Origin of the sequence: Pseudomonas sp. S49, assembly GCF_009866785.1 — a bacterium.
In the GTDB taxonomy this organism is placed as follows: Bacteria; Pseudomonadota; Gammaproteobacteria; order Pseudomonadales; family Pseudomonadaceae; genus Aquipseudomonas.
In genome coordinates, this window is sequence record NZ_CP019432.1 from 426,697 (window position 1) to 445,474 (window position 18,778).

At 60.5% G+C, this 18,778-nt stretch carries 14 protein-coding genes; 13 read left to right on the forward strand and 1 reads right to left on the reverse strand.

Annotation, left to right across the window (positions count from 1 at the left end; translation table 11 throughout):
- Positions 1–45: 45 nt before the first annotated feature.
- From PspS49_RS01880 to PspS49_RS01940, 13 genes are all read left to right on the forward strand, one after another.
- Positions 46–897 (forward strand): proline/glycine betaine ABC transporter permease, encoded by an 852-nt coding sequence (locus PspS49_RS01880; RefSeq protein ID WP_007949591.1) that lies wholly within the window; start codon positions 46–48, stop codon positions 895–897.
- Positions 894–1,724, forward strand: a complete 831-nt coding sequence (locus PspS49_RS01885; protein WP_127925510.1) for a glycine betaine/L-proline ABC transporter ATP-binding protein — start codon at positions 894–896, stop codon at positions 1,722–1,724. Before PspS49_RS01880 ends, PspS49_RS01885 begins: the two co-directional genes overlap by 4 nt.
- Before the next feature lie 142 nt (positions 1,725–1,866).
- Positions 1,867–3,390: a histidine ammonia-lyase gene (gene hutH / locus PspS49_RS01890; protein ID WP_127925511.1), complete on the forward strand. Its 1,524-nt coding sequence runs from the start codon at positions 1,867–1,869 to the stop codon at positions 3,388–3,390.
- A gap of 115 nt (positions 3,391–3,505) precedes the next feature.
- On the forward strand, positions 3,506–5,038 hold the full coding sequence (gene hutH / locus PspS49_RS01895) for a histidine ammonia-lyase (protein WP_160037912.1): 1,533 nt from the start codon (positions 3,506–3,508) through the stop codon (positions 5,036–5,038).
- 245 nt (positions 5,039–5,283) lie between these two features.
- Positions 5,284–6,489 carry an imidazolonepropionase gene (gene hutI, locus PspS49_RS01900; protein WP_150775685.1) on the forward strand — a complete coding sequence of 402 codons (1,206 nt, stop codon included), beginning with the start codon at positions 5,284–5,286 and terminating at the stop codon, positions 6,487–6,489.
- A 10-nt stretch (positions 6,490–6,499) separates the two neighbouring features.
- Positions 6,500–7,303, forward strand: a complete 804-nt coding sequence (gene hutG / locus PspS49_RS01905) for an N-formylglutamate deformylase (RefSeq protein ID WP_160037914.1) — start codon at positions 6,500–6,502, stop codon at positions 7,301–7,303.
- 241 nt (positions 7,304–7,544) lie between these two features.
- On the forward strand, positions 7,545–8,516 hold the full coding sequence (gene pip, locus PspS49_RS01910) for a prolyl aminopeptidase (RefSeq protein WP_008080611.1): 972 nt from the start codon (positions 7,545–7,547) through the stop codon (positions 8,514–8,516).
- Complete coding sequence (gene dtd, locus PspS49_RS01915; RefSeq protein ID WP_007909321.1) at positions 8,513–8,950, forward strand: D-aminoacyl-tRNA deacylase; 438 nt, start codon at positions 8,513–8,515, stop codon at positions 8,948–8,950. The genes pip and dtd overlap by 4 nt, the downstream gene beginning before the upstream one ends.
- A gap of 305 nt (positions 8,951–9,255) precedes the next feature.
- Positions 9,256–11,037, forward strand: coding sequence for a glucan biosynthesis protein G (locus PspS49_RS01920; protein ID WP_174245038.1), 1,782 nt, complete (start codon positions 9,256–9,258; stop codon positions 11,035–11,037).
- Entirely contained in the window at positions 11,030–13,600 is a 2,571-nt protein-coding gene (gene mdoH / locus PspS49_RS01925) for a glucans biosynthesis glucosyltransferase MdoH (protein ID WP_095120741.1), read from the forward strand. Before PspS49_RS01920 ends, mdoH begins: the two co-directional genes overlap by 8 nt.
- Before the next feature lie 375 nt (positions 13,601–13,975).
- The gene (locus PspS49_RS01930) at positions 13,976–14,773 is read left to right on the forward strand and encodes a transporter substrate-binding domain-containing protein (RefSeq protein ID WP_034152980.1); all 798 of its coding nucleotides are present in this window, start codon (positions 13,976–13,978) and stop codon (positions 14,771–14,773) included.
- A 129-nt stretch (positions 14,774–14,902) separates the two neighbouring features.
- Complete coding sequence (locus tag PspS49_RS01935; RefSeq protein WP_160037918.1) at positions 14,903–15,862, forward strand: amino acid ABC transporter permease; 960 nt, start codon at positions 14,903–14,905, stop codon at positions 15,860–15,862.
- A complete protein-coding gene (locus PspS49_RS01940) occupies positions 15,855–16,589 on the forward strand; it encodes an amino acid ABC transporter ATP-binding protein (protein WP_160037920.1) in 735 nt (244 codons plus the stop codon). Before PspS49_RS01935 ends, PspS49_RS01940 begins: the two co-directional genes overlap by 8 nt.
- A gap of 122 nt (positions 16,590–16,711) precedes the next feature.
- Here the strand turns inward: PspS49_RS01940 and PspS49_RS01945 are convergent, their stop codons facing one another.
- Complete coding sequence (locus tag PspS49_RS01945; protein WP_095120738.1) at positions 16,712–18,628, reverse strand: methyl-accepting chemotaxis protein; 1,917 nt, start codon at positions 18,626–18,628, stop codon at positions 16,712–16,714.
- Positions 18,629–18,778 lie beyond the last annotated feature (150 nt).

The following is an 18,778-nucleotide window of genomic DNA, read 5'->3' on the forward strand; positions in this document are numbered from 1 at the left end:
ATATGCCGTAAACGCTTGATTGAGATTTCTGATTGAGAGCCGCTTATGTTTCCCGAAAGCTTTACCTTTTCCATCGCCGACTGGGTCAACGGTTGGGTCGATTCGCTGGTGACCAACTACGGTGATGTGTTCCGCCACATCTCCGACACGCTGCTCTGGGCCATCGTCAATCTTGAAGGCCTGCTGCGTGCCGCACCGTGGTGGTTGATGCTGGCCATCGTCGGTGTGGTTGCCTGGCATGCCACGCGTAAAGTCGTGACCACGGCGGTCATCGTCGGTCTATTGTTCCTGGTCGGCGCCGTTGGCTTGTGGGACAAGCTCATGCAGACACTGGCGCTGATGATGGTCGCGACGATCATTTCGGTGCTGATCGGCATTCCGCTGGGGATTCTCTCGGCGCGCAGCAATCGCCTGCGTTCGGTGCTGATGCCGCTGCTCGACATCATGCAAACCATGCCAAGTTTCGTATACCTGATCCCGGTGCTGATGCTGTTCGGTCTGGGCAAGGTCCCGGCGATTTTCGCCACGGTGATCTACGCCGCACCGCCGCTGATTCGCCTGACTGATCTGGGCATTCGCCAGGTTGACGGCGAAGTGATGGAAGCGATCAATGCGTTCGGCGCTAACCGCTGGCAGCAACTGTTCGGCGTGCAACTGCCGCTGGCCCTGCCGAGCATCATGGCCGGGATCAACCAGACCACCATGATGGCCCTGTCGATGGTGGTGATCGCCTCGATGATCGGCGCCCGTGGTCTGGGCGAAGATGTGCTGGTGGGGATTCAGACCCTCAACGTCGGGCGCGGCCTCGAGGCCGGTCTGGCGATCGTGATTCTCGCAGTGGTCATCGACCGCATTACTCAGGCGTACGGTCGGCCACGGCATGAGGTGAGCAAATGAGCAACGCAACCGTGAGCAAGATCGAAGTCAAAAACGTCTTCAAGATTTTCGGCAACCGTGCCAAGGATGCCTTGGCCATGGTTGGCCAGGGCAAGACCAAGGATCAGGTGCTGAGCGAGACCGGTTGTGTGGTCGGCGTTAATGACCTGTCGCTGAGCATCGGCACTGGTGAGATCTTCGTGATCATGGGTCTGTCCGGCTCGGGAAAATCGACCTTGGTGCGCCACTTCAATCGGCTGATCGATCCCACCAGCGGGGCGATCCTCGTCGATGGCGTCGACATCCTGCAATACGACATGGACGCCCTGCGCGAATTTCGCCGACACAAGATCAGCATGGTGTTCCAGAGCTTCGGCCTGCTGCCGCACAAGAGCGTGCTCGACAACGTCGCCTACGGCCTGAAAGTGCGTGGCGAGAGCAAGCAAATGTGCGCGGAACGCGCGCTGCACTGGATCAACACCGTCGGCCTCAAAGGCTACGAAAACAAATACCCGCACCAGCTCTCTGGCGGCATGCGTCAGCGTGTCGGTTTGGCCCGCGCTTTGGCGGCGGACACCGACATCATCCTCATGGATGAGGCGTTCAGTGCCCTGGATCCGCTGATCCGCGCGGAGATGCAGGACCAGTTGCTGGAGCTGCAAAAGACTTTGCACAAGACCATTGTCTTCATCACCCATGACCTCGACGAAGCGGTGCGTATTGGTAACCGCATCGCGATTCTCAAGGATGGCCGGCTGATTCAGGTCGGCACGCCGAGAGAGATTCTGCATTCGCCGGCGGATGAGTATGTTGACCGGTTCGTGCAGCGGCGGGCGGCGGTGGTCTGACGCTCGTTCCCACGCTCTGCGTGGGAATGCATCCCGTGACGCTCCGCGTCACCCTGCACAGAGCAGAAGTCGGGACGCGGAGCGTCCCAGGCGGCATTCCCACGCAGAGCGTGGGAACGATCTTGTTCAAGAGGTTTTTTAGATGTCCCAGGCTGAAAAAATCATTATCACCGGTGCCCCTCTGCGCTGGCAGGACGTGGTCGCTGTCGCCCGTCACGGTGCGCTTCTCGAGTTGTCCAGCGACACTTGGGCGCGCATCGAAAATGCGCAAGGCATCGTCCAGCGCATCGTCGAAAGCGGCGAGCGTGCCTATGGCGTCAACACCGGCCTGGGCGGTTTGTCCAACGTTTCCCTGAAAGACGAACAACTCAGCCAGCTCTCGCGCAACACCTTGCTCAGCCATGCCTGCGGCGTTGGCCCGGTACTCGCCGACGAGCAGACCCGCGCGATCATCTGCGCAGCGATTCACAACTACAGCCACGGCAAATCCGGCATCCACCGCCGGGTCGTCGAAGCGCTGCTGGCGCTGCTCAATCGCGGCATTACCCCGCAAGTGCCGTCGCAAGGTTCGGTGGGTTACCTGACGCACATGGCACATATCGGCATCGCGCTGCTCGGCGTCGGCAATGTCAGCTATCGCGGGCAGATCACTTCGGCGCAACAGGCATTGGCCGAAGAAGGCTTGAAGCCGGTGCTACTGGGTGCGAAGGACGGTTTGTGCCTGGTCAACGGCACGCCGTGCATGACCGGCCTCAGCTGTCTGGCGATTGCCGATGCGACACGATTGGTGCAATGGGCCGATGTGATCGGCGCAATGAGTTTCGAAGCCCAGCGCGGCCAGATCGATGCGTTCGACGCTGAGATCATCGCGCTGAAACCGCACCCGGGCATGCAGCAGGTCGGCATCAATCTACGCGCCTTGCTCGATGGCAGTGAAGTGATTGCGTCGAGCAAAGGCATTCGCACTCAGGATGCGCTGAGTATTCGCTCGATCCCGCAGGTGCACGGCGCTGCACGCGATCAACTGGAACATGCGATCAAACAGGTCGAAGCCGAACTTAACGGCTGCACCGACAACCCGCTGTTGCTCGGCACACCGGACAATTTCCGGGTGATGTCGCAAGCCAACCCGCACGGCCAATCGGTGGCGATGGCGGCGGATTTGCTGGCGATTGCCATGGCCGAAATCGGCTCGATCGCCGAGCGTCGTCTTGATCGTCTGGTCAATCCACACGTCAGCGGTCTGCCAGCGTTTCTGGTGGCCAATCCCGGGGTGAACTCGGGGATGATGATCGTCCAGTACGTCGCTGCGTCGCTGTGTGCGGAGAACCGCCAATTGGCGCAACCGGCGGTGCTCGACAACTACATCACCTCGGGCCTGCAGGAAGATCACTTGAGCATGGGCACCAACGCCGCGCTGAAGCTGCATCGTGCGCTGGAAAACTGCACGCAGATTCTCGCCATCGAATATCTGCTGGCGGCGCAGGCGTTTGAATTCCTCAAGGAACAGCGCTTTGGCGCGGGCACTGACCGCGCGTGGCGACTGCTGCGCGAAACGGTTCCTGCCTACGACCAGGATCGCTGGCTGGCGCCGGATATCGCCGCCGCCGCGAACGTTTTGAAAAACCCGAATTCGCTGCACAACGTATTACCGAATCTGCACTGACAATACCCACGCCAGCGTGCCAAGGCGCGACTCCCCAAAAGGCGAGACGCGACGGACAACGGACATCTCCGGAGCGTCTGGCGAGTTAATAACAAACTCTCAAAAGGAGCACAAAATGACTGCGCTGAACCTGATTCCCGGCCAACTGAGCCTGGCCCAACTGCGTGATGTCTACCAGAACCCGGTCAAGCTGACGCTCGACAACAGCGCCTCGGCGCAGATCGAAGCCAGCGTCGCCTGCGTCGAGCAGATCCTCGCCGAGAATCGCACCGCTTACGGCATCAACACCGGTTTCGGCCTGCTGGCCTCGACCCGCATCGCCAGCGAAGACCTGGAAAACCTGCAGCGCTCGCTGGTGTTGTCCCACGCCGCCGGTGTTGGCCAGCCGATCAGCGATGAACTGGTGCGGCTGATCATGGTGCTCAAGGTCAACAGCCTCAGCCGTGGTTTCTCCGGTATTCGCCGCGTGGTGATCGATGCGCTGATCGCGCTGATCAATGCCGAGGTCTATCCGCATATTCCGCTGAAAGGTTCGGTGGGTGCTTCGGGCGATCTCGCGCCGTTGGCGCATATGTCGCTGGTGCTGCTGGGTGAAGGCAAGGCGCGCTACAAGGGTGAGTGGATGGAAGCCACTGAAGCACTGAAAGTGGCTGGCCTGACGCCGCTGACTTTAGCGGCTAAAGAAGGTCTGGCGCTGCTCAACGGTACTCAGGTTTCCACGGCGTTCGCCCTGCGTGGTTTGTTTGAGGGTGAAGATTTGTTCGCGGGCGCACTGGCGCTGGGTGGTCTGACCGTTGAAGCGGTATTGGGCTCGCGCTCGCCGTTCGATGCACGCATTCACGCGGCGCGTGGCCAGAAAGGGCAGATCGATGCGGCTGCTGCTTATCGTGATCTGCTCGGTGAGCGCAGCGAAGTCTCTGACTCGCACCAGAACTGCGAGAAGGTGCAGGATCCGTATTCGCTGCGCTGCCAGCCACAAGTCATGGGCGCCTGCCTGACGCAGTTCCGTCAGGCCGCTGAAGTACTGGCGGTCGAAGCCAACGCCGTATCGGATAACCCGCTGGTCTTCGCCGCTGAAGGCGACGTGATTTCCGGCGGTAACTTCCACGCCGAACCGGTGGCCATGGCCGCTGACAACATGGCCCTGGCTATCGCCGAAATCGGCTCGCTGAGGGAGCGCCGCATCTCGCTGATGATGGACAAGCACATGTCCCAGCTGCCGCCGTTCCTCGTCGCCAATGGCGGGGTGAACTCCGGTTTCATGATTGCTCAAGTAACTGCGGCGGCACTGGCCAGCGAAAACAAGGCGTTGTCGCATCCGCATTCGGTGGACAGTCTGCCGACCTCGGCTAACCAGGAAGACCACGTGTCGATGGCTCCGGCGGCCGGCAAACGTCTGTGGGAAATGGCCGAAAACACTCGCGGCATTCTCGCGGTGGAATGGCTGGCGGCGGTGCAGGGGCTGGATCTGCGCAACGGTCTGAAGACCTCGGCGAAGCTGGAACAGGCGCGGGCGATTTTGCGTAAGGAAGTGCCGTTTTATGAGAAGGACCGGTTTTTTGCTCCGGACATCAATGCGGCGACTGAACTGTTGGCTTCGCGGTGTTTGACCGAGCTGGTTTCGGCAGAGCTTTTGCCTAGTTTGTAAGTGGACTGTCAGGGGGATTTTTGTTGTTCGAGACATCGATCCCCCTCACCCCAGCCCTCTCCCCCAGGGGGGAGAGGGGGAAGGGAGCCGATCTTCGTGGTTTTCAGAGCCTGAGTTCGGCTCAAAAATTTCAGGTCGATGTACCTCGACAGAACAACACGGTCAGTCCCCTCTCCCACCGGGAGAGGGCTAGGGTGAGGGGCTTTCAAGACCACCCACCAAACCAACCCCAACGGAGGCCAACAGTGAAAACCCTCTGGCAACACTGCCACGTCGCAACCATGGCGCAAGGCGTCTACTCGATCATCGAGGATGCGGCCATCGTGACGTCCGGTGCGCACATCGAGTGGATCGGCCCGCGCAATCAATTGCCGTCCGGCGAATACCCGGCGGTCAACGACCTGCAAGGCGCATGGGTCACCCCCGGCCTGATCGACTGCCACACCCACACGGTGTTCGGCGGTAACCGCAGTGGCGAATTTGAAAAGCGCCTGCAAGGCGTCAGCTACGCCGAGATCGCAGCCTCCGGCGGTGGCATCGCCAGCACCGTGCGCGCGACGCGCGAAGCGACTGAAGACGAGCTGTTCGCCAGCGCCGCCAAGCGTCTGAAAAGCCTGATGCGCGATGGCGTGACCACAGTCGAGATGAAATCCGGCTACGGCCTCGATCTGGCCAATGAACGCAAGATCCTCCGGGTCATCCGTCGCCTGTCCAAAGAGTTGCCGATCAGCGTGCGCAGCACTTGTCTGGCTGCCCACGCGTTGCCACCGGAGTACAAGGATCGCGCCGACGATTACATCGATCTGATTTGCTCCGAGATGCTCCCGGCCCTAGCGGCTGAAGGTCTGGTCGACGCCGTGGATGCCTTCTGCGAATACCTGGCGTTCTCGCCAGAGCAAGTCGAGCGCGTGTTCATCGCCGCGCAAAAACTTGGTCTGCCGGTGAAGCTGCACGCCGAGCAATTGTCGTCGCTGCACGGCTCCAGTCTTGCTGCTCGATACAAGGCGTTGTCCGCCGATCATCTGGAGTTTATGGACGAGGCCGACGCCATCGCCATGGCTGAGTCCGACACCGTCGCCGTGCTGCTGCCGGGCGCGTTCTACTTCCTGCGTGAAACCCAACTGCCGCCAATGGACGCCTTGCGCAAGCATCGCGTGAAAATCGCCATTGCCAGCGACCTCAACCCCGGCACCTCGCCGGCGCTGTCGTTGCGCCTGATGCTAAACATGGCCTGCACGTGCTTCCGCATGACTCCGGAAGAAGCCCTGGCCGGCGCGACGATTCACGCTGCGCAAGCGCTGGGCATGGCGGCTAGCCACGGTTCGCTGGAAGCCGGCAAGGTCGCGGATTTCGTTGCCTGGCACATCGATCGTCCGGCGGACCTGGCCTATTGGCTCGGCGGTGATCTGGACAAACGCGTCGTGCGTCACGGCGTCGAATCAAGTCTGTAGGAGAGCGGTTGTGGATAAGGTTCTGAACTTCAAACAAGGTCGCGTGCCGCTGCTGATCAGCATGCCCCATGCCGGTGTGCGCCTGACCCCAGCGGTGGACGCCGGGTTGATCGCCGATGCGAAAAGCCTCCCGGACACTGACTGGCATATCCCCCAGCTTTACGACTTCGCCGAAGAACTGGGCGCCAGCACGTTGGCCGCAGAGTACTCACGGTTTGTCATCGATTTGAACCGGCCCTCCGACGACAAACCGCTGTACGCCGGCGCCACCACCGGACTGTACCCGGCGACGCTGTTCGATGGCATTCCGTTGTTCCGCGAAGGGCACGAGCCGTCGAAACAAGAGCGCGCAACTTACCTTGAGCAAATCTGGACACCGTATCACCGCACGCTTCAGGAAGAGCTGGCGCGGTTGAAAGCCGAATTCGGTTACGCGCTATTGTTCGATGCGCACTCGATCCGTTCGATCATCCCGCATCTGTTCGACGGTAAACTGCCGGACTTCAACCTCGGTACCTTCAACGGCGCCAGTTGTGATCCGCAACTGGCCAGTCAGCTCGAAGCAATCTGCGCCGGCCACAGCAACTACAGCCACGTGCTCAACGGCCGCTTCAAGGGCGGCCACATCACCCGCCATTACGGCAACCCGGCCGAGAACATCCACGCGGTGCAGCTGGAGTTGTGCCAGAGCACCTACATGGAAGAGTTCGAACCGTTCCGCTATCGCGCCGATCTGGCCGAACCGACGCAAGTAGTGCTCAAGCAACTGCTGCAAGGCTATCTGGCGTGGGCAAAGTCTCACTACGCCGCGTAACCCCTGTGGGAGCGAGCCTGCTCGCGAAGGCGTCCATTCAGCCAACATCTACGTTGAATGACACACCGCATTCGCGAGCAGGCTCGCTCCCACAGGATGGTGTCCAGCCTGCGAAGTTTACGGCTGACAAACGGTGACTGCTCTGGAGCATGCTCATTGACGTAAATCGGGTTTATGATGCCCAACGGCAGAATAATAGAAGTCCCCCCAGGGATGACCTCGACCCCTTACGGAGCGCGCAATGCAGACTTTGTTTCCGCAGATCAAACCTCACGCCCGGCACGATCTGGCTGTCGATGACACCCATACGCTGTACGTCGACGAAAGCGGCTCACCGGAGGGTTTGCCGGTTGTGTTCATTCATGGCGGCCCCGGCGCCGGTTGCGACGCGCAAAGCCGTCGCTATTTCGATCCGAATCTTTACCGTATTGTCACTTTCGACCAGCGCGGCTGCGGTCGCTCCACCCCGCATGCGAGCCTGGAAAACAACACCACCTGGGATCTGGTCGCCGACCTTGAGCGCATCCGCAAACACTTGGGCATCGATAAATGGGTGCTGTTTGGCGGCTCGTGGGGTTCGACCCTGGCGCTGGCTTACGCACAAACCCACCCTGAGCGTGTGCACGGGCTGATCCTGCGTGGGATCTTTCTCTGCCGCCCGCAGGAAATCGAGTGGTTCTATCAGGCCGGTGCCAGCCGACTGTTCCCCGATTACTGGCAGGACTACATCGCGCCGATTCCGCTGGACGAGCGCGACGATCTGCTCAGCGCCTTCCACAAGCGCCTGACCGGCAACGACCAGATCGCCCAGATGCACGCCGCCAAAGCCTGGTCGACCTGGGAAGGGCGCACCGCGACCCTGCGGCCGAACCCGCTGGTGGTCGATCGTTTCTCCGAGCCGCAGCGCGCGCTGTCGATCGCGCGGATCGAATGCCACTACTTCACCAACAACGCTTTCCTTGAGCCGAACCAGCTGATTCGCGACATGGGCAAGATCGCTCATCTGCCGGGCGTGATCATTCACGGTCGTTACGACGTGATCTGCCCGCTCGACAATGCCTGGGAATTGCACCAGGCCTGGCCGAACAGCGAACTGCAGGTGATCCGCGACGCCGGTCACGCGGCCTCTGAACCGGGCATCACCGATGCACTGGTGCGCGCGGCGGGCAACATGGCCCGGCGCCTGCTCGACCTGCCGCCCGAAGAAGCATGAAGGGGCTTTTACAGCGCGTTCGCGGTGCGCGGGTCGAAGTCGCGGGTGAGGTGGTAGGCGCGGTAGATCACGGTTTGCTGGTGCTGGTGGCGGTCGAACCCGACGACACGCGTACCAGCGCCGACAAACTTCTGCATAAACTGCTTAACTATCGGGTATTCAGTGATGCGGAGGGCAAGATGAACTTGTCCCTCGCCGATGTCGGTGGCGGGTTGCTGCTGGTCTCGCAGTTCACCCTCGCGGCCGACACCAAAAGCGGGTTGCGCCCGAGCTTTTCGACGGCTGCGCCACCCGCGTTGGGCGAGGAATTGTTCGACTATCTATTAAGCAGTGCGAAACAGGTGCATGGCACTGTGGCATCAGGTAGATTCGGCGCCGATATGCAGGTGCATTTGGTCAACGATGGCCCGGTTACCTTTTTGTTACAGACCTGAAAGCGCTTGAAACACCTTTTTAGGAAATTTCGACTGTTTTTAAGGTGTTTTCGCGATAAATACTTTGTTACCCCTGATGCGTTGTCATGCGGGCTACTAGATAATCGCGCGCACTGGGATCAGCGTTCGCTGATTCATTTTTGACTTAGGTAGAGACTTGTCTGGATCCGATTGGGGAATCATTTTGCCCCAGCGGAGTCGGAACAATGCTCGCCAACCTGGCATATAGATAGCTGGCCGTTGGTTTTTTGATCTGTTTTCGGCGAGGGTTGCTCGTGATTGTTAGTCCCTGTAATGCAGCAAAAATGTCTGCCAAACGCATGCGAAGTGCCCTGGTAGCGGGTTCGGCGCTCCTGTGCCTGCTCAGCGCCGGCCAGCTTTGGGCGTTCAATCTTGACGATGTATCGGCGAAGGCTAAAGAACTGGCCGGGCAGAAGTTCGAAGCCCCGCGCAGCAACCTGCCGAACGAATTCCGCGACATGAAGTTCGCGGATTATCAGAAAATCCGCTTCCTCACCGAAAAGGCTGAGTGGGCTGATCAGAAGACCCCGTTCAAACTGTCCTTCTATCACCAGGGTATGCACTTCGATACACCGGTGAAAATCAACGAAATCACAGCGAACACCGTCGAAGAGATCAAATACGATCCGACGCGCTTCGATTTCGGCGACCTGAAATTCGATCCGAAAGCCACTGAACAACTGGGTTATGCCGGTTTCCGTGTGCTGTACCCGATCAACAAGGCCGACAAGCAAGACGAAATCATGACCATGCTCGGCGCGAGTTACTTCCGCGTTGTCGGCAAGGGCCACACCTACGGCCTCTCGGCGCGTGGTCTGGCGATTGATACCGCGCTGCCGTCGGGTGAGGAATTCCCGCGTTTCCGCGAGTTCTGGATTCAACAGCCGAAGCCGGGCGACAAGCACCTGGTGATTTTCGCCCTGCTGGATTCGCCGCGCGCCACCGGTGCCTACCGTCTGATCCTGCGTCCGGGCAGCGACACCATTGTCGACGTCAAAGCGCAGATGTTCCTGCGTGACAAGGTCGGCAAACTGGGCATCGCGCCGCTGACCAGCATGTTCCTGTTCGGCGCCAACCAGCCGTCGAAAGTCCTCAACTACCGTCGCGAACTGCATGACTCCAGCGGTCTGTCGATTCATGCCGGCAACGGCGAGTGGATCTGGCGTCCCCTGAACAACCCGAAACACCTGGCCGTGAGCAACTTCAGCGTCGAGAACCCGCGTGGTTTCGGTCTGCTGCAACGTGGCCGCGACTTCAGCCACTACGAAGACCTCGACGACCGCTACGACAAGCGCCCAAGCGCCTGGATCGAGCCGAAGGGCGAGTGGGGCAAAGGCACCGTTGATCTGGTAGAAATTCCAACTGCCGATGAAACCAACGACAACATCGTTGCGTTCTGGAGCCCGGAAAAAATGCCGGAGCCGGGTCAGCCGCTGGACTTCGCTTACCGCATGCACTGGACCATGGACGAAGCGGCGATTCATGCGCCGGACAGCGCCTGGGTATCGCAGACCCTGCGTTCGACCGGTGACGTCAAGCAATCGAACCTGATCCGTCAGCCGGATGGCAGCGTTGCTTACCTGGTCGACTTCGAAGGTCCATCGCTGGCTGCTCTGGCACCGGATGCCGACGTGCGCAGTCAGGTCAGTGTCGGCGATAACGCCGAGCTGGTTGAGAACAGCGTGCGCTACAACCCGGAAACCAAAGGCTGGCGCTTGACCCTGCGGATGAAAATCAAGGACGCGAGCAAGTCGACCGAGATGCGTGCCGCTCTGGTGCAGCCGGTCGTGACCGCTGATCTGGCGAAATCGGTACCGGCGTCCAACTCGTCCGTCGCCAAGGCCGACAAGGTTGCCGCCAAGCAACAAGAGAAAATCGACAGGGAAGCCAAGGCAGCCGAGGCCAAACAGGCCGACGCCAAGCCAGCTGCAGATGCCAAGGACAAGGCCAACAAAGACGCCAAGCAGCCAGTTGCTGCCGACGCGGCCCCAGCCACACCGGAATCGGCGCCGACTGAAGAAGTCCTGACCGAGACCTGGAGCTATCAGTTGCCTGCCGATGAGTAACTCTCAAGTACAGCCAGAGACTCTGTCCGAGTATCTGGCGCATCTGCCGATGACCGACGAGCAGCGCGCGGAACTCGCGGGTTGCCAGTCGTTCAGCGAGCTGCATGAACGCCTGTCGTCCTCGACGTTCGACGCCCCTGCCGAGGCCGCCCAGGCTTCGGTGGGCAAGCGCCTGACCCTGAGCACCGCCGAAGAACTTGAAGACGCGGAGATGCTGGTGCTCGACGCCAGTGGTCGCGTCAGCATGAAGGCTACGCCGCCGATCCGTCGGACCAAGGTTGTGCCGGAGCCGTGGCGCACCAATATTCTGGTGCGTGGCTGGCGCCGTATGACCGGTCGCACCAACCCGCCGCAACCGCCGAAAGACGAAAACGTCTTGCCGGCCGCGCGCTGGCGCACCGTCGGTTCGATCCGTCGCTACATCCTGTTGCTGCTGATGCTCGGCCAGACCATCGTTGCCGGCTGGTACATGAAAGGCATCATGCCGTACCAGGGCTGGTCGTTTGTCGATCTCGAAGAAGTCCTGCACCAGCCACTGCTGCAAACCGCTACGCAAGTGCTGCCGTATGCGCTGCAAACCAGCATCCTGATTCTGTTCGGGATTCTGTTCTGCTGGGTCTCGGCAGGTTTCTGGACCGCGTTGATGGGCTTTCTCGAGTTGCTCACCGGTCACGATAAATACCGTATCTCCGGCAAAAGCGCCGGCAACGAGCCGATTGCCAAAGACGCGCGCACCGCGTTGGTCATGCCGATCTGCAACGAAGACGTACCGCGCGTGTTCGCCGGTCTGCGCGCAACGTTCGAGTCGGTGGCTGCTACTGGTGATCTGGATCGCTTCGACTTTTTCGTCCTCAGCGACAGTAACGACACCGACATCTGCGTCGCCGAGCAACAAGCCTGGCTGGATGTCTGCCGCGAAGCCAAGGGCTTCGGCAAGATCTTCTACCGTCGCCGTCGCCGTCGTGTGAAACGCAAGAGCGGCAACCTCGATGACTTCTGCCGTCGCTGGGGCGGTGACTACAAGTACATGGTCGTCCTCGACGCCGACTCGGTGATGAGCGGCGAGTGCCTGACCAGTCTGGTGCGCTTGATGGAAGCCACGCCGGACGCCGGGATCATCCAGACCGCGCCGCGTGCGTCGGGCATGGACACCCTGTATGCGCGCATGCAGCAGTTTGCGACCCGCGTTTATGGCCCGCTGTTTACCGCCGGTCTGCACTTCTGGCAGTTGGGTGAATCGCACTACTGGGGTCACAACGCGATCATCCGCATGAAGCCGTTTATCGACCACTGCGCCTTGGCGCCGTTGCCGGGCAAGGGCGCGTTCTCCGGTGCGATTCTGTCTCACGACTTCGTTGAAGCCGCGCTGATGCGCCGTGCCGGTTGGGGCGTGTGGATTGCCTACGACCTGCCGGGCAGCTACGAAGAACTGCCGCCGAACCTGCTCGACGAACTCAAGCGTGACCGTCGCTGGTGCCACGGCAACCTGATGAACTTCCGTCTGTTCCTGGTCAAAGGCATGCACCCGGTGCACCGTGCGGTGTTCCTGACGGGCGTGATGTCGTACCTGTCGGCGCCGTTGTGGTTCTTCTTCCTGGTGTTGTCGACCGCGCTGCTGGCGGTGAACACGCTGATGGAGCCGCAGTACTTCCTCGAACCGCGTCAGCTCTATCCGCTGTGGCCACAATGGCACCCGGACAAGGCGATCGCGCTGTTCTCGACGACCATCGTGCTGCTGTTCCTGCCGAAACTGTTGAGCATCATCCTGATCTGGGCCAAGGGCGCGAAAGAGTTCGGCGGCAAGTTCAAGGTGACCCTGTCGATGCTGCTGGAGATGCTGTTTTCCATGCTGCTGGCGCCGGTGCGGATGATTTTCCACACCCGTTTCGTTCTGGCCGCGTTCCTCGGCTGGGCCGCGACCTGGAATTCCCCGCAGCGTGACGACGACTCGACGCCTTGGAGCGAAGCGGTCAAACGCCACGGCCCGCAGACCCTGCTGGGCTTCTGCTGGGCGCTGCTGGTGATCTGGCTGAATCCGAGCTTCCTCTGGTGGCTGGTGCCGATCGTCGGTTCGCTGATGCTGTCGATCCCGGTTTCCGTGATCTCCAGCCGTGTCGGGCTGGGTCTGAAGTCCCGTGACGAGAGCCTGTTCCTCATCCCTGAGGAATACAATCCGCCACAGGCGCTGCTGGCGACCGATCAGTACACCCACGAAAATCGTTACCACGCCCTCAACGACGGCTTTGTCCGCGCAGTGGTCGATCCACAGCAGAACGCTTTGGCGTGCTCGCTGGCGACCTCGCGTCACGGTCAGGCCGAGCCGATCGAGTGGCTGCGTCAGGAACGTGTGCGTCACGCGATCAAGGTTGGCCCGGCCGGGCTGAACAACCATGATCGTCTGCAACTGCTGAGCGACCCTGTGGCACTGGCGCGTTTGCACGAGCAGGTCTGGGCGGAAGGTCACGCCGAGTGGCTGGATGCGTGGCGGGCTTCGGTGAAAGCTGATCCGCATGCGCCGCTGCTGCCGTTGCGACCGGTGAGCCTGCAGGCTCAGCCGGCCTGATAAAGAAACCCCGCGATAATGCGGGGTTTTTTTATGGCGCTGAAAAGCCCCTCACCCTAGCCCTCTCCCAGAGGGAGAGGGGACCGATTGGGGGATGCTGCAGAGGTACGCCGACCTGATCTTGCTGTGCTGAATCCATAATCGACTCGATCTTTCAGGTCGGCGTATAGCTTGAGACACCTCGGTCGGCCCCCTCTCCCTAGGGGAGAGGGCTGGGGTGAGGGTCAGCTCTTGATTGTTAAACAAATCGTCCATTAAACCTTGTGCAAAAAAACGAGTGCGTTAGCATCCGTCCCCGAATTGGCGCACCCGGGCTTTTTTGCCTGTCTCTGTTGGTTTTCGCGCCGCACACGCAATGGTTTTGGGGACTTGAAGATGAAGAAGTATCTGTCGATGCTGCTGGTCGGCGTCACGGCACTGGTTGCAGTCAATGCGGCGCAGGCCGGCGCAATCGATGACGCGGTCAAGCGCGGCACGTTGAAAGTCGGTATGGATCCGACCTACATGCCGTTCGAAATGACCAACAAGCGCGGCGAAATCATCGGCTTTGAAGTCGACATCCTCAAAGCCATGTCCAAGGCTATGGGCGTCAAACTGGAACTGGTTTCGACCGGGTACGACGGCATCATCCCGGCGCTGATGACCGACAAGTTCGACATGATCGGCAGCGGCATGACCCTGACTCAGGAACGCAATCTGCGCCTGAACTTCAGCGAACCGTTCATCGTGGTCGGCCAGACCCTGCTGATCCGCAAGGAGCTGGAAGGCACCATCAAGTCGTACAAAGACCTGAACACCGCCGACTACCGCATCACCTCCAAGCTCGGCACCACCGGTGAGATGGTCGCCAAGAAGCTGATCTCCAAAGCCAAGTACCACGGCTACGACAACGAGCAGGAAGCCGTGCTCGACGTGGTCAACGGCAAAGCGGATGCCTTCATCTACGATGCGCCGTACAACGTGGTTGCGGTGACCAAGGTCGGTGCCGGCAAACTGGTGTTCCTCGACAAACCGTTCACCTACGAGCCTTTGGCGTTTGGTCTGAAGAAGGGTGATTACGACAGCCTCAACTTCATCAACAACTTCCTGCACCAGATCCACGAAGACGGCACCTACGATCGCATCCATGACAAGTGGTTCAAGAGCACCGAGTGGCTCAAGGACATGGAATAAGCCCGGTCGCATAGACCGAGTCGCCCCATTCGCGAGCAGGCTCGCTCCCACATTGGAATGCATTCCCCTGTGGGAGCGAGCCTGCTCGCGAAGAGGCCCTCCAGAGCAACACAAAATCCGGAACCTGCAATGAAACATAAAAAAGCCCAATGGCCCTGGCACGTCCTCACCGTGCTGGTGCTGGTCGGCCTGGCTGGCGCGTTGTATTACGCGACGTCGCTGATGTCCTACGAATGGCGCTGGAACCGCGTGCCGCAGTACTTCGCCTATCAGGCTGAAGAAACCCAGCGTGCCACTGACATTTCCACCGTCACCGAACTGGTGCGCAAGGGCAGCAGCGCTGTCGTCACTCTGCGCAACGATGCCGGTGACGAGCAGCACCTGACCGTCGACGAGAACAGCCTGCAATTCGCTCAGGGCGACGATGTGGCCGAAGGTGACGTCGTGGGCGTGACTCGCCATTGGGCGGCAGGACCGCTGTTGTGGGGCCTGTGGACGACGCTTTGGCTGTCGGTGGTGTCTGGCGTACTAGGTCTGTTGATCGGTCTGGTCACCGGCCTCTGCCGTCTGTCCAGCAACCCGACCCTGCGCGACCTCTCGACCATTTACGTTGAACTGGTACGCGGCACGCCGCTGCTGGTGCAGATTTTCATTTTCTATTTCTTCATCGGCACGGTGATGAACCTGTCCCGCGAATTCGCCGGGATCGCCGCGCTGTCGCTGTTCACCGGCGCGTATGTGGCGGAAATCATCCGTTCCGGCGTGCAGTCGATTGCCCGTGGCCAGAACGAAGCGGCGCGTTCGCTCGGCTTGAGCGCGGGTCAGTCGATGTGCCATGTGGTGCTGCCGCAAGCGTTCAAACGCGTGCTGCCGCCGCTGGCCGGGCAGTTCATCAGTCTGGTCAAGGACACCTCGCTGGTGTCGGTAATCGCCATCACCGAGCTGCTGAAAAGCGGCCGTGAAGTCATCACCACCTCGTTTTCGCCGTTCGAAATCCTGTTCTGCGTCGCCGGTCTGTACCTGTTGATCAACCTGCCGCTGTCGAAAATCGCCAGCCGGCTTGAGCGGAGGCTCGCGCAAAGTGATTGAAGTCCGCGATCTGGTAAAAGTCTTCGACACCCGTGGGCAAGTGGTGCGCGCGGTGGATAACGTCAGTACCACGGTGGCCAAGGGCGAAGTGCTGGTGGTCATCGGCCCGTCCGGTTCCGGCAAATCGACCTTCCTGCGCTGCCTCAATGGCCTGGAAGAATTCGATTCCGGCTCGGTGAGCATCGACGGCCTGCAACTGGCCGACCCGAAAACCGACGTCAACGCCTACCGTCGCGAAGTCGGCATGGTGTTTCAGCATTTCAACCTGTTCCCGCACATGACCGTGCTGGAAAACCTCTGTCTGGCGCAGAAAGTCGTGCGCAAGCGCGGCAAGATAGAGCGCGAAGCCAAGGCGATGGAGTTGCTGAAAAAGGTCGGGATTGCGCAGAAGGCCAACGAGTTTCCGTCACGCCTGTCCGGCGGTCAGCAACAGCGCGTGGCGATTGCCCGGGCGCTGGCGATGGAGCCGAAGGTCATGCTGTTCGATGAGCCGACCTCGGCGCTTGACCCTGAGATGGTCGGTGAGGTGTTGGACGTGATGAAAAACCTGGCCGTGGAAGGCATGACTATGGTCTGCGTGACCCACGAGATGGGCTTTGCCCGGGAAGTGGCGGATCGGGTGTTGTTCTTCGATCACGGTAAATTGCTTGAAGATGCTGCACCGGCAGAGTTCTTTGATGCGCCGAAGGATCCGCGCGCTCAGGCCTTCTTGCGTCAGGTCTTGTAGTACCAGATCGTTCCCACGCTCCGCGTGGGAATGCCGCCCGGGACGCTCCGCGTCCCTTTGTATGCGCGACGCGGAGCGTCGCAGGATGCATTCCCACGCAGAGCGTGGGAACGATCATTGGGCTAGACCTTGAATCGACCGACCAGCATCTGCAGATGGGTCCCCAGACGTGCCAGCTCAACGCTGGACGCCGCAGTTTCTTCACTCGCCGCCGACGTCTGATCCGAGACATCCCGCACATTCAGCACGCTACGGTTGATCTCTTCCGCCACTGCACTCTGCTGCTCGGCCGCTGCCGCAATCTGCTGGTTCATCGCTTGAATCGCCGAAACCGTGCGGGTGATGCTTTCCAGTGAACCGCCCGCGCGACGGGTCAACTCAACGCTGCTGTCGGTGAGGGTGCGGCTGTTGTCCATGATCGTCGCCACTTGCTGGGTGCCGTTCTGCAGGCCGACGATCAGCTCTTCGATCTCTTCGGTGGACTTCTGCGTGCGCTGGGCGAGGCTGCGTACTTCATCGGCGACCACGGCAAAGCCACGTCCGGCTTCACCGGCACGCGCAGCCTCGATGGCCGCGTTGAGGGCCAGCAGGTTGGTTTGCTGGGCCACGGATTTGATCACGTCGAGGACGCTGCCGATCTTGTCGCTTTCGCGCTTGAGTTCGCCCATGGCCTCGGTGGAGTGACCGACTTCAACGGCCAGACGCTCGATCTGTGCGATGGCTTCGCCGACGACTTTGTCACCTTCGCGTGCTTGCTGGTCGGCGGCGACGGCGGCTTCGGACGCTTCCTCGGCGTTGCGCGCAACTTCCTGCACGGTGGCGGCCATTTCGTTCATGGCGGTGGCGACCTGATCGGTCTCGATTTTCTGATTGTTGACCCCGGCGCTGGTCTGCTCGGTCACGGCGGAGAGTTCTTCGGCGGCGCTGGCGATCTGGGTGACGCCGTCGCTGATTCCGCCGACCAGTTCGCGCAGACCCTGGGTCATGCTCTGCATCGAGCGTTGCAGTTGGCCCAGTTCATCGCGGCGCAGGGACACCAGATTGTGGGTCAGGTCGCCGGCAGCGACGCGCTCGGCGACTTTCAGGGTCTGGTTCAGCGGGATGATGATCTGGCGAGTGATCGCCCAAGCGGCCAGCAAGCCGAACGCTACGGCCAGCGCGGTGGCGATCAGCAGCAGGTTCTTGGCGCGTGCAGCGTCGGTGTCGCGAACCACGGTCTGCGATTCGGTCAGTTTCTTGCTGACGGCGATCAAAATGTCGCCCTGAGCAGACATGTTGGCCAGTGCTGCAGCGTTTTTTACTTGAGAATCACGGAATTGCGCCACGGCTGCACGGTAAGCCTTAAGCGAGTCGGTGGCTTGCTGCAGGTTGGCGATATGCTGATCTGGGACGCGGGACGGCAGGCTTTCGAGGTTTTTCAGGGCATTGTCGATCGCGGTCAGGGCTGGTTGCTCGGCATCGGCCTTGCCGCTGTAGGTGTAACCGCGCACCTGATAGCGCGCTTGCTGCAGCAGTTTGCTCAGTTCGATCACCGCGTTGTATTGCGCGACGCTGTCGCCTTGCAGTAGTGCGCTCTCGACCTCGCCGACCTTGGACACGGCATTGTCGGCATTGGCGCCTAGTTTGCTGCGTGCGTCTTCACGTTGCACGGTGGCCTGTGTCATTTCGCCGAAGGCACGCTTGTATTCGGCCACGGCAGCCAATTGTTGATCGACCATCGCCACATCGGACGGCTGCTCGATCATGCCGCGCGCCGATTGCAGGCCGCTTTCGAGTTTGCTCAGGAATTCGTTGACCGTGCCCGGTCCCTGCTCGCCGCGACGCATGTCGTAGTCCATGCGCGCGAGGCGCAGGTCCTTGGTCAGCTCATTGAGGCTTGAGATAAAACCGAGCTTGTCACCACGGCTGATAATGCCGCTCATGCCGGTCCAGCCGGTGAAGGTGATCAACAGTGTCAGCAACAGCACCAGGCCGAAACCGATTCCCAGCTTGCGTTTGACGCTGACGTTTCCAAGACTCTCGGCTAACCAACGGTACATGCGACGACTCCCCGACCACTAATTGGACTTATGGAGAGGGTATCGGCCGAGTGATGGCAATCTGTAACACCATTTATCCGCCGGCCCTGCACGGTATCAATGTAGGAGCTGCCGAAGGCTGCGATCTTTTGATCTTGCTTCTAAAAACAA

Excerpts from the sequence above, each read along its gene's own strand:
- PspS49_RS01880 (WP_007949591.1), top strand. The coding sequence starts at position 46 with ATGTTTCCCGAAAGCTTTACCTTTTCCATCGCCGACTGGGTCAACGGT.
- PspS49_RS01885 (WP_127925510.1), top strand. The coding sequence starts at position 894 with ATGAGCAACGCAACCGTGAGCAAGATCGAAGTCAAAAACGTCTTCAAG.
- hutH (WP_127925511.1), top strand. The coding sequence starts at position 1,867 with ATGTCCCAGGCTGAAAAAATCATTATCACCGGTGCCCCTCTGCGCTGG.
- hutH (WP_160037912.1), top strand. The coding sequence starts at position 3,506 with ATGACTGCGCTGAACCTGATTCCCGGCCAACTGAGCCTGGCCCAACTG.
- pip (WP_008080611.1), top strand. The coding sequence starts at position 7,545 with ATGCAGACTTTGTTTCCGCAGATCAAACCTCACGCCCGGCACGATCTG.
- dtd (WP_007909321.1), top strand. The coding sequence starts at position 8,513 with ATGAAGGGGCTTTTACAGCGCGTTCGCGGTGCGCGGGTCGAAGTCGCG.
- PspS49_RS01920 (WP_174245038.1), top strand. The coding sequence starts at position 9,256 with ATGTCTGCCAAACGCATGCGAAGTGCCCTGGTAGCGGGTTCGGCGCTC.
- mdoH (WP_095120741.1), top strand. The coding sequence starts at position 11,030 with ATGAGTAACTCTCAAGTACAGCCAGAGACTCTGTCCGAGTATCTGGCG.
- PspS49_RS01930 (WP_034152980.1), top strand. The coding sequence starts at position 13,976 with ATGAAGAAGTATCTGTCGATGCTGCTGGTCGGCGTCACGGCACTGGTT.
- PspS49_RS01935 (WP_160037918.1), top strand. The coding sequence starts at position 14,903 with ATGAAACATAAAAAAGCCCAATGGCCCTGGCACGTCCTCACCGTGCTG.
- PspS49_RS01945 (WP_095120738.1), bottom strand. The coding sequence starts at position 18,628 with ATGTACCGTTGGTTAGCCGAGAGTCTTGGAAACGTCAGCGTCAAACGC.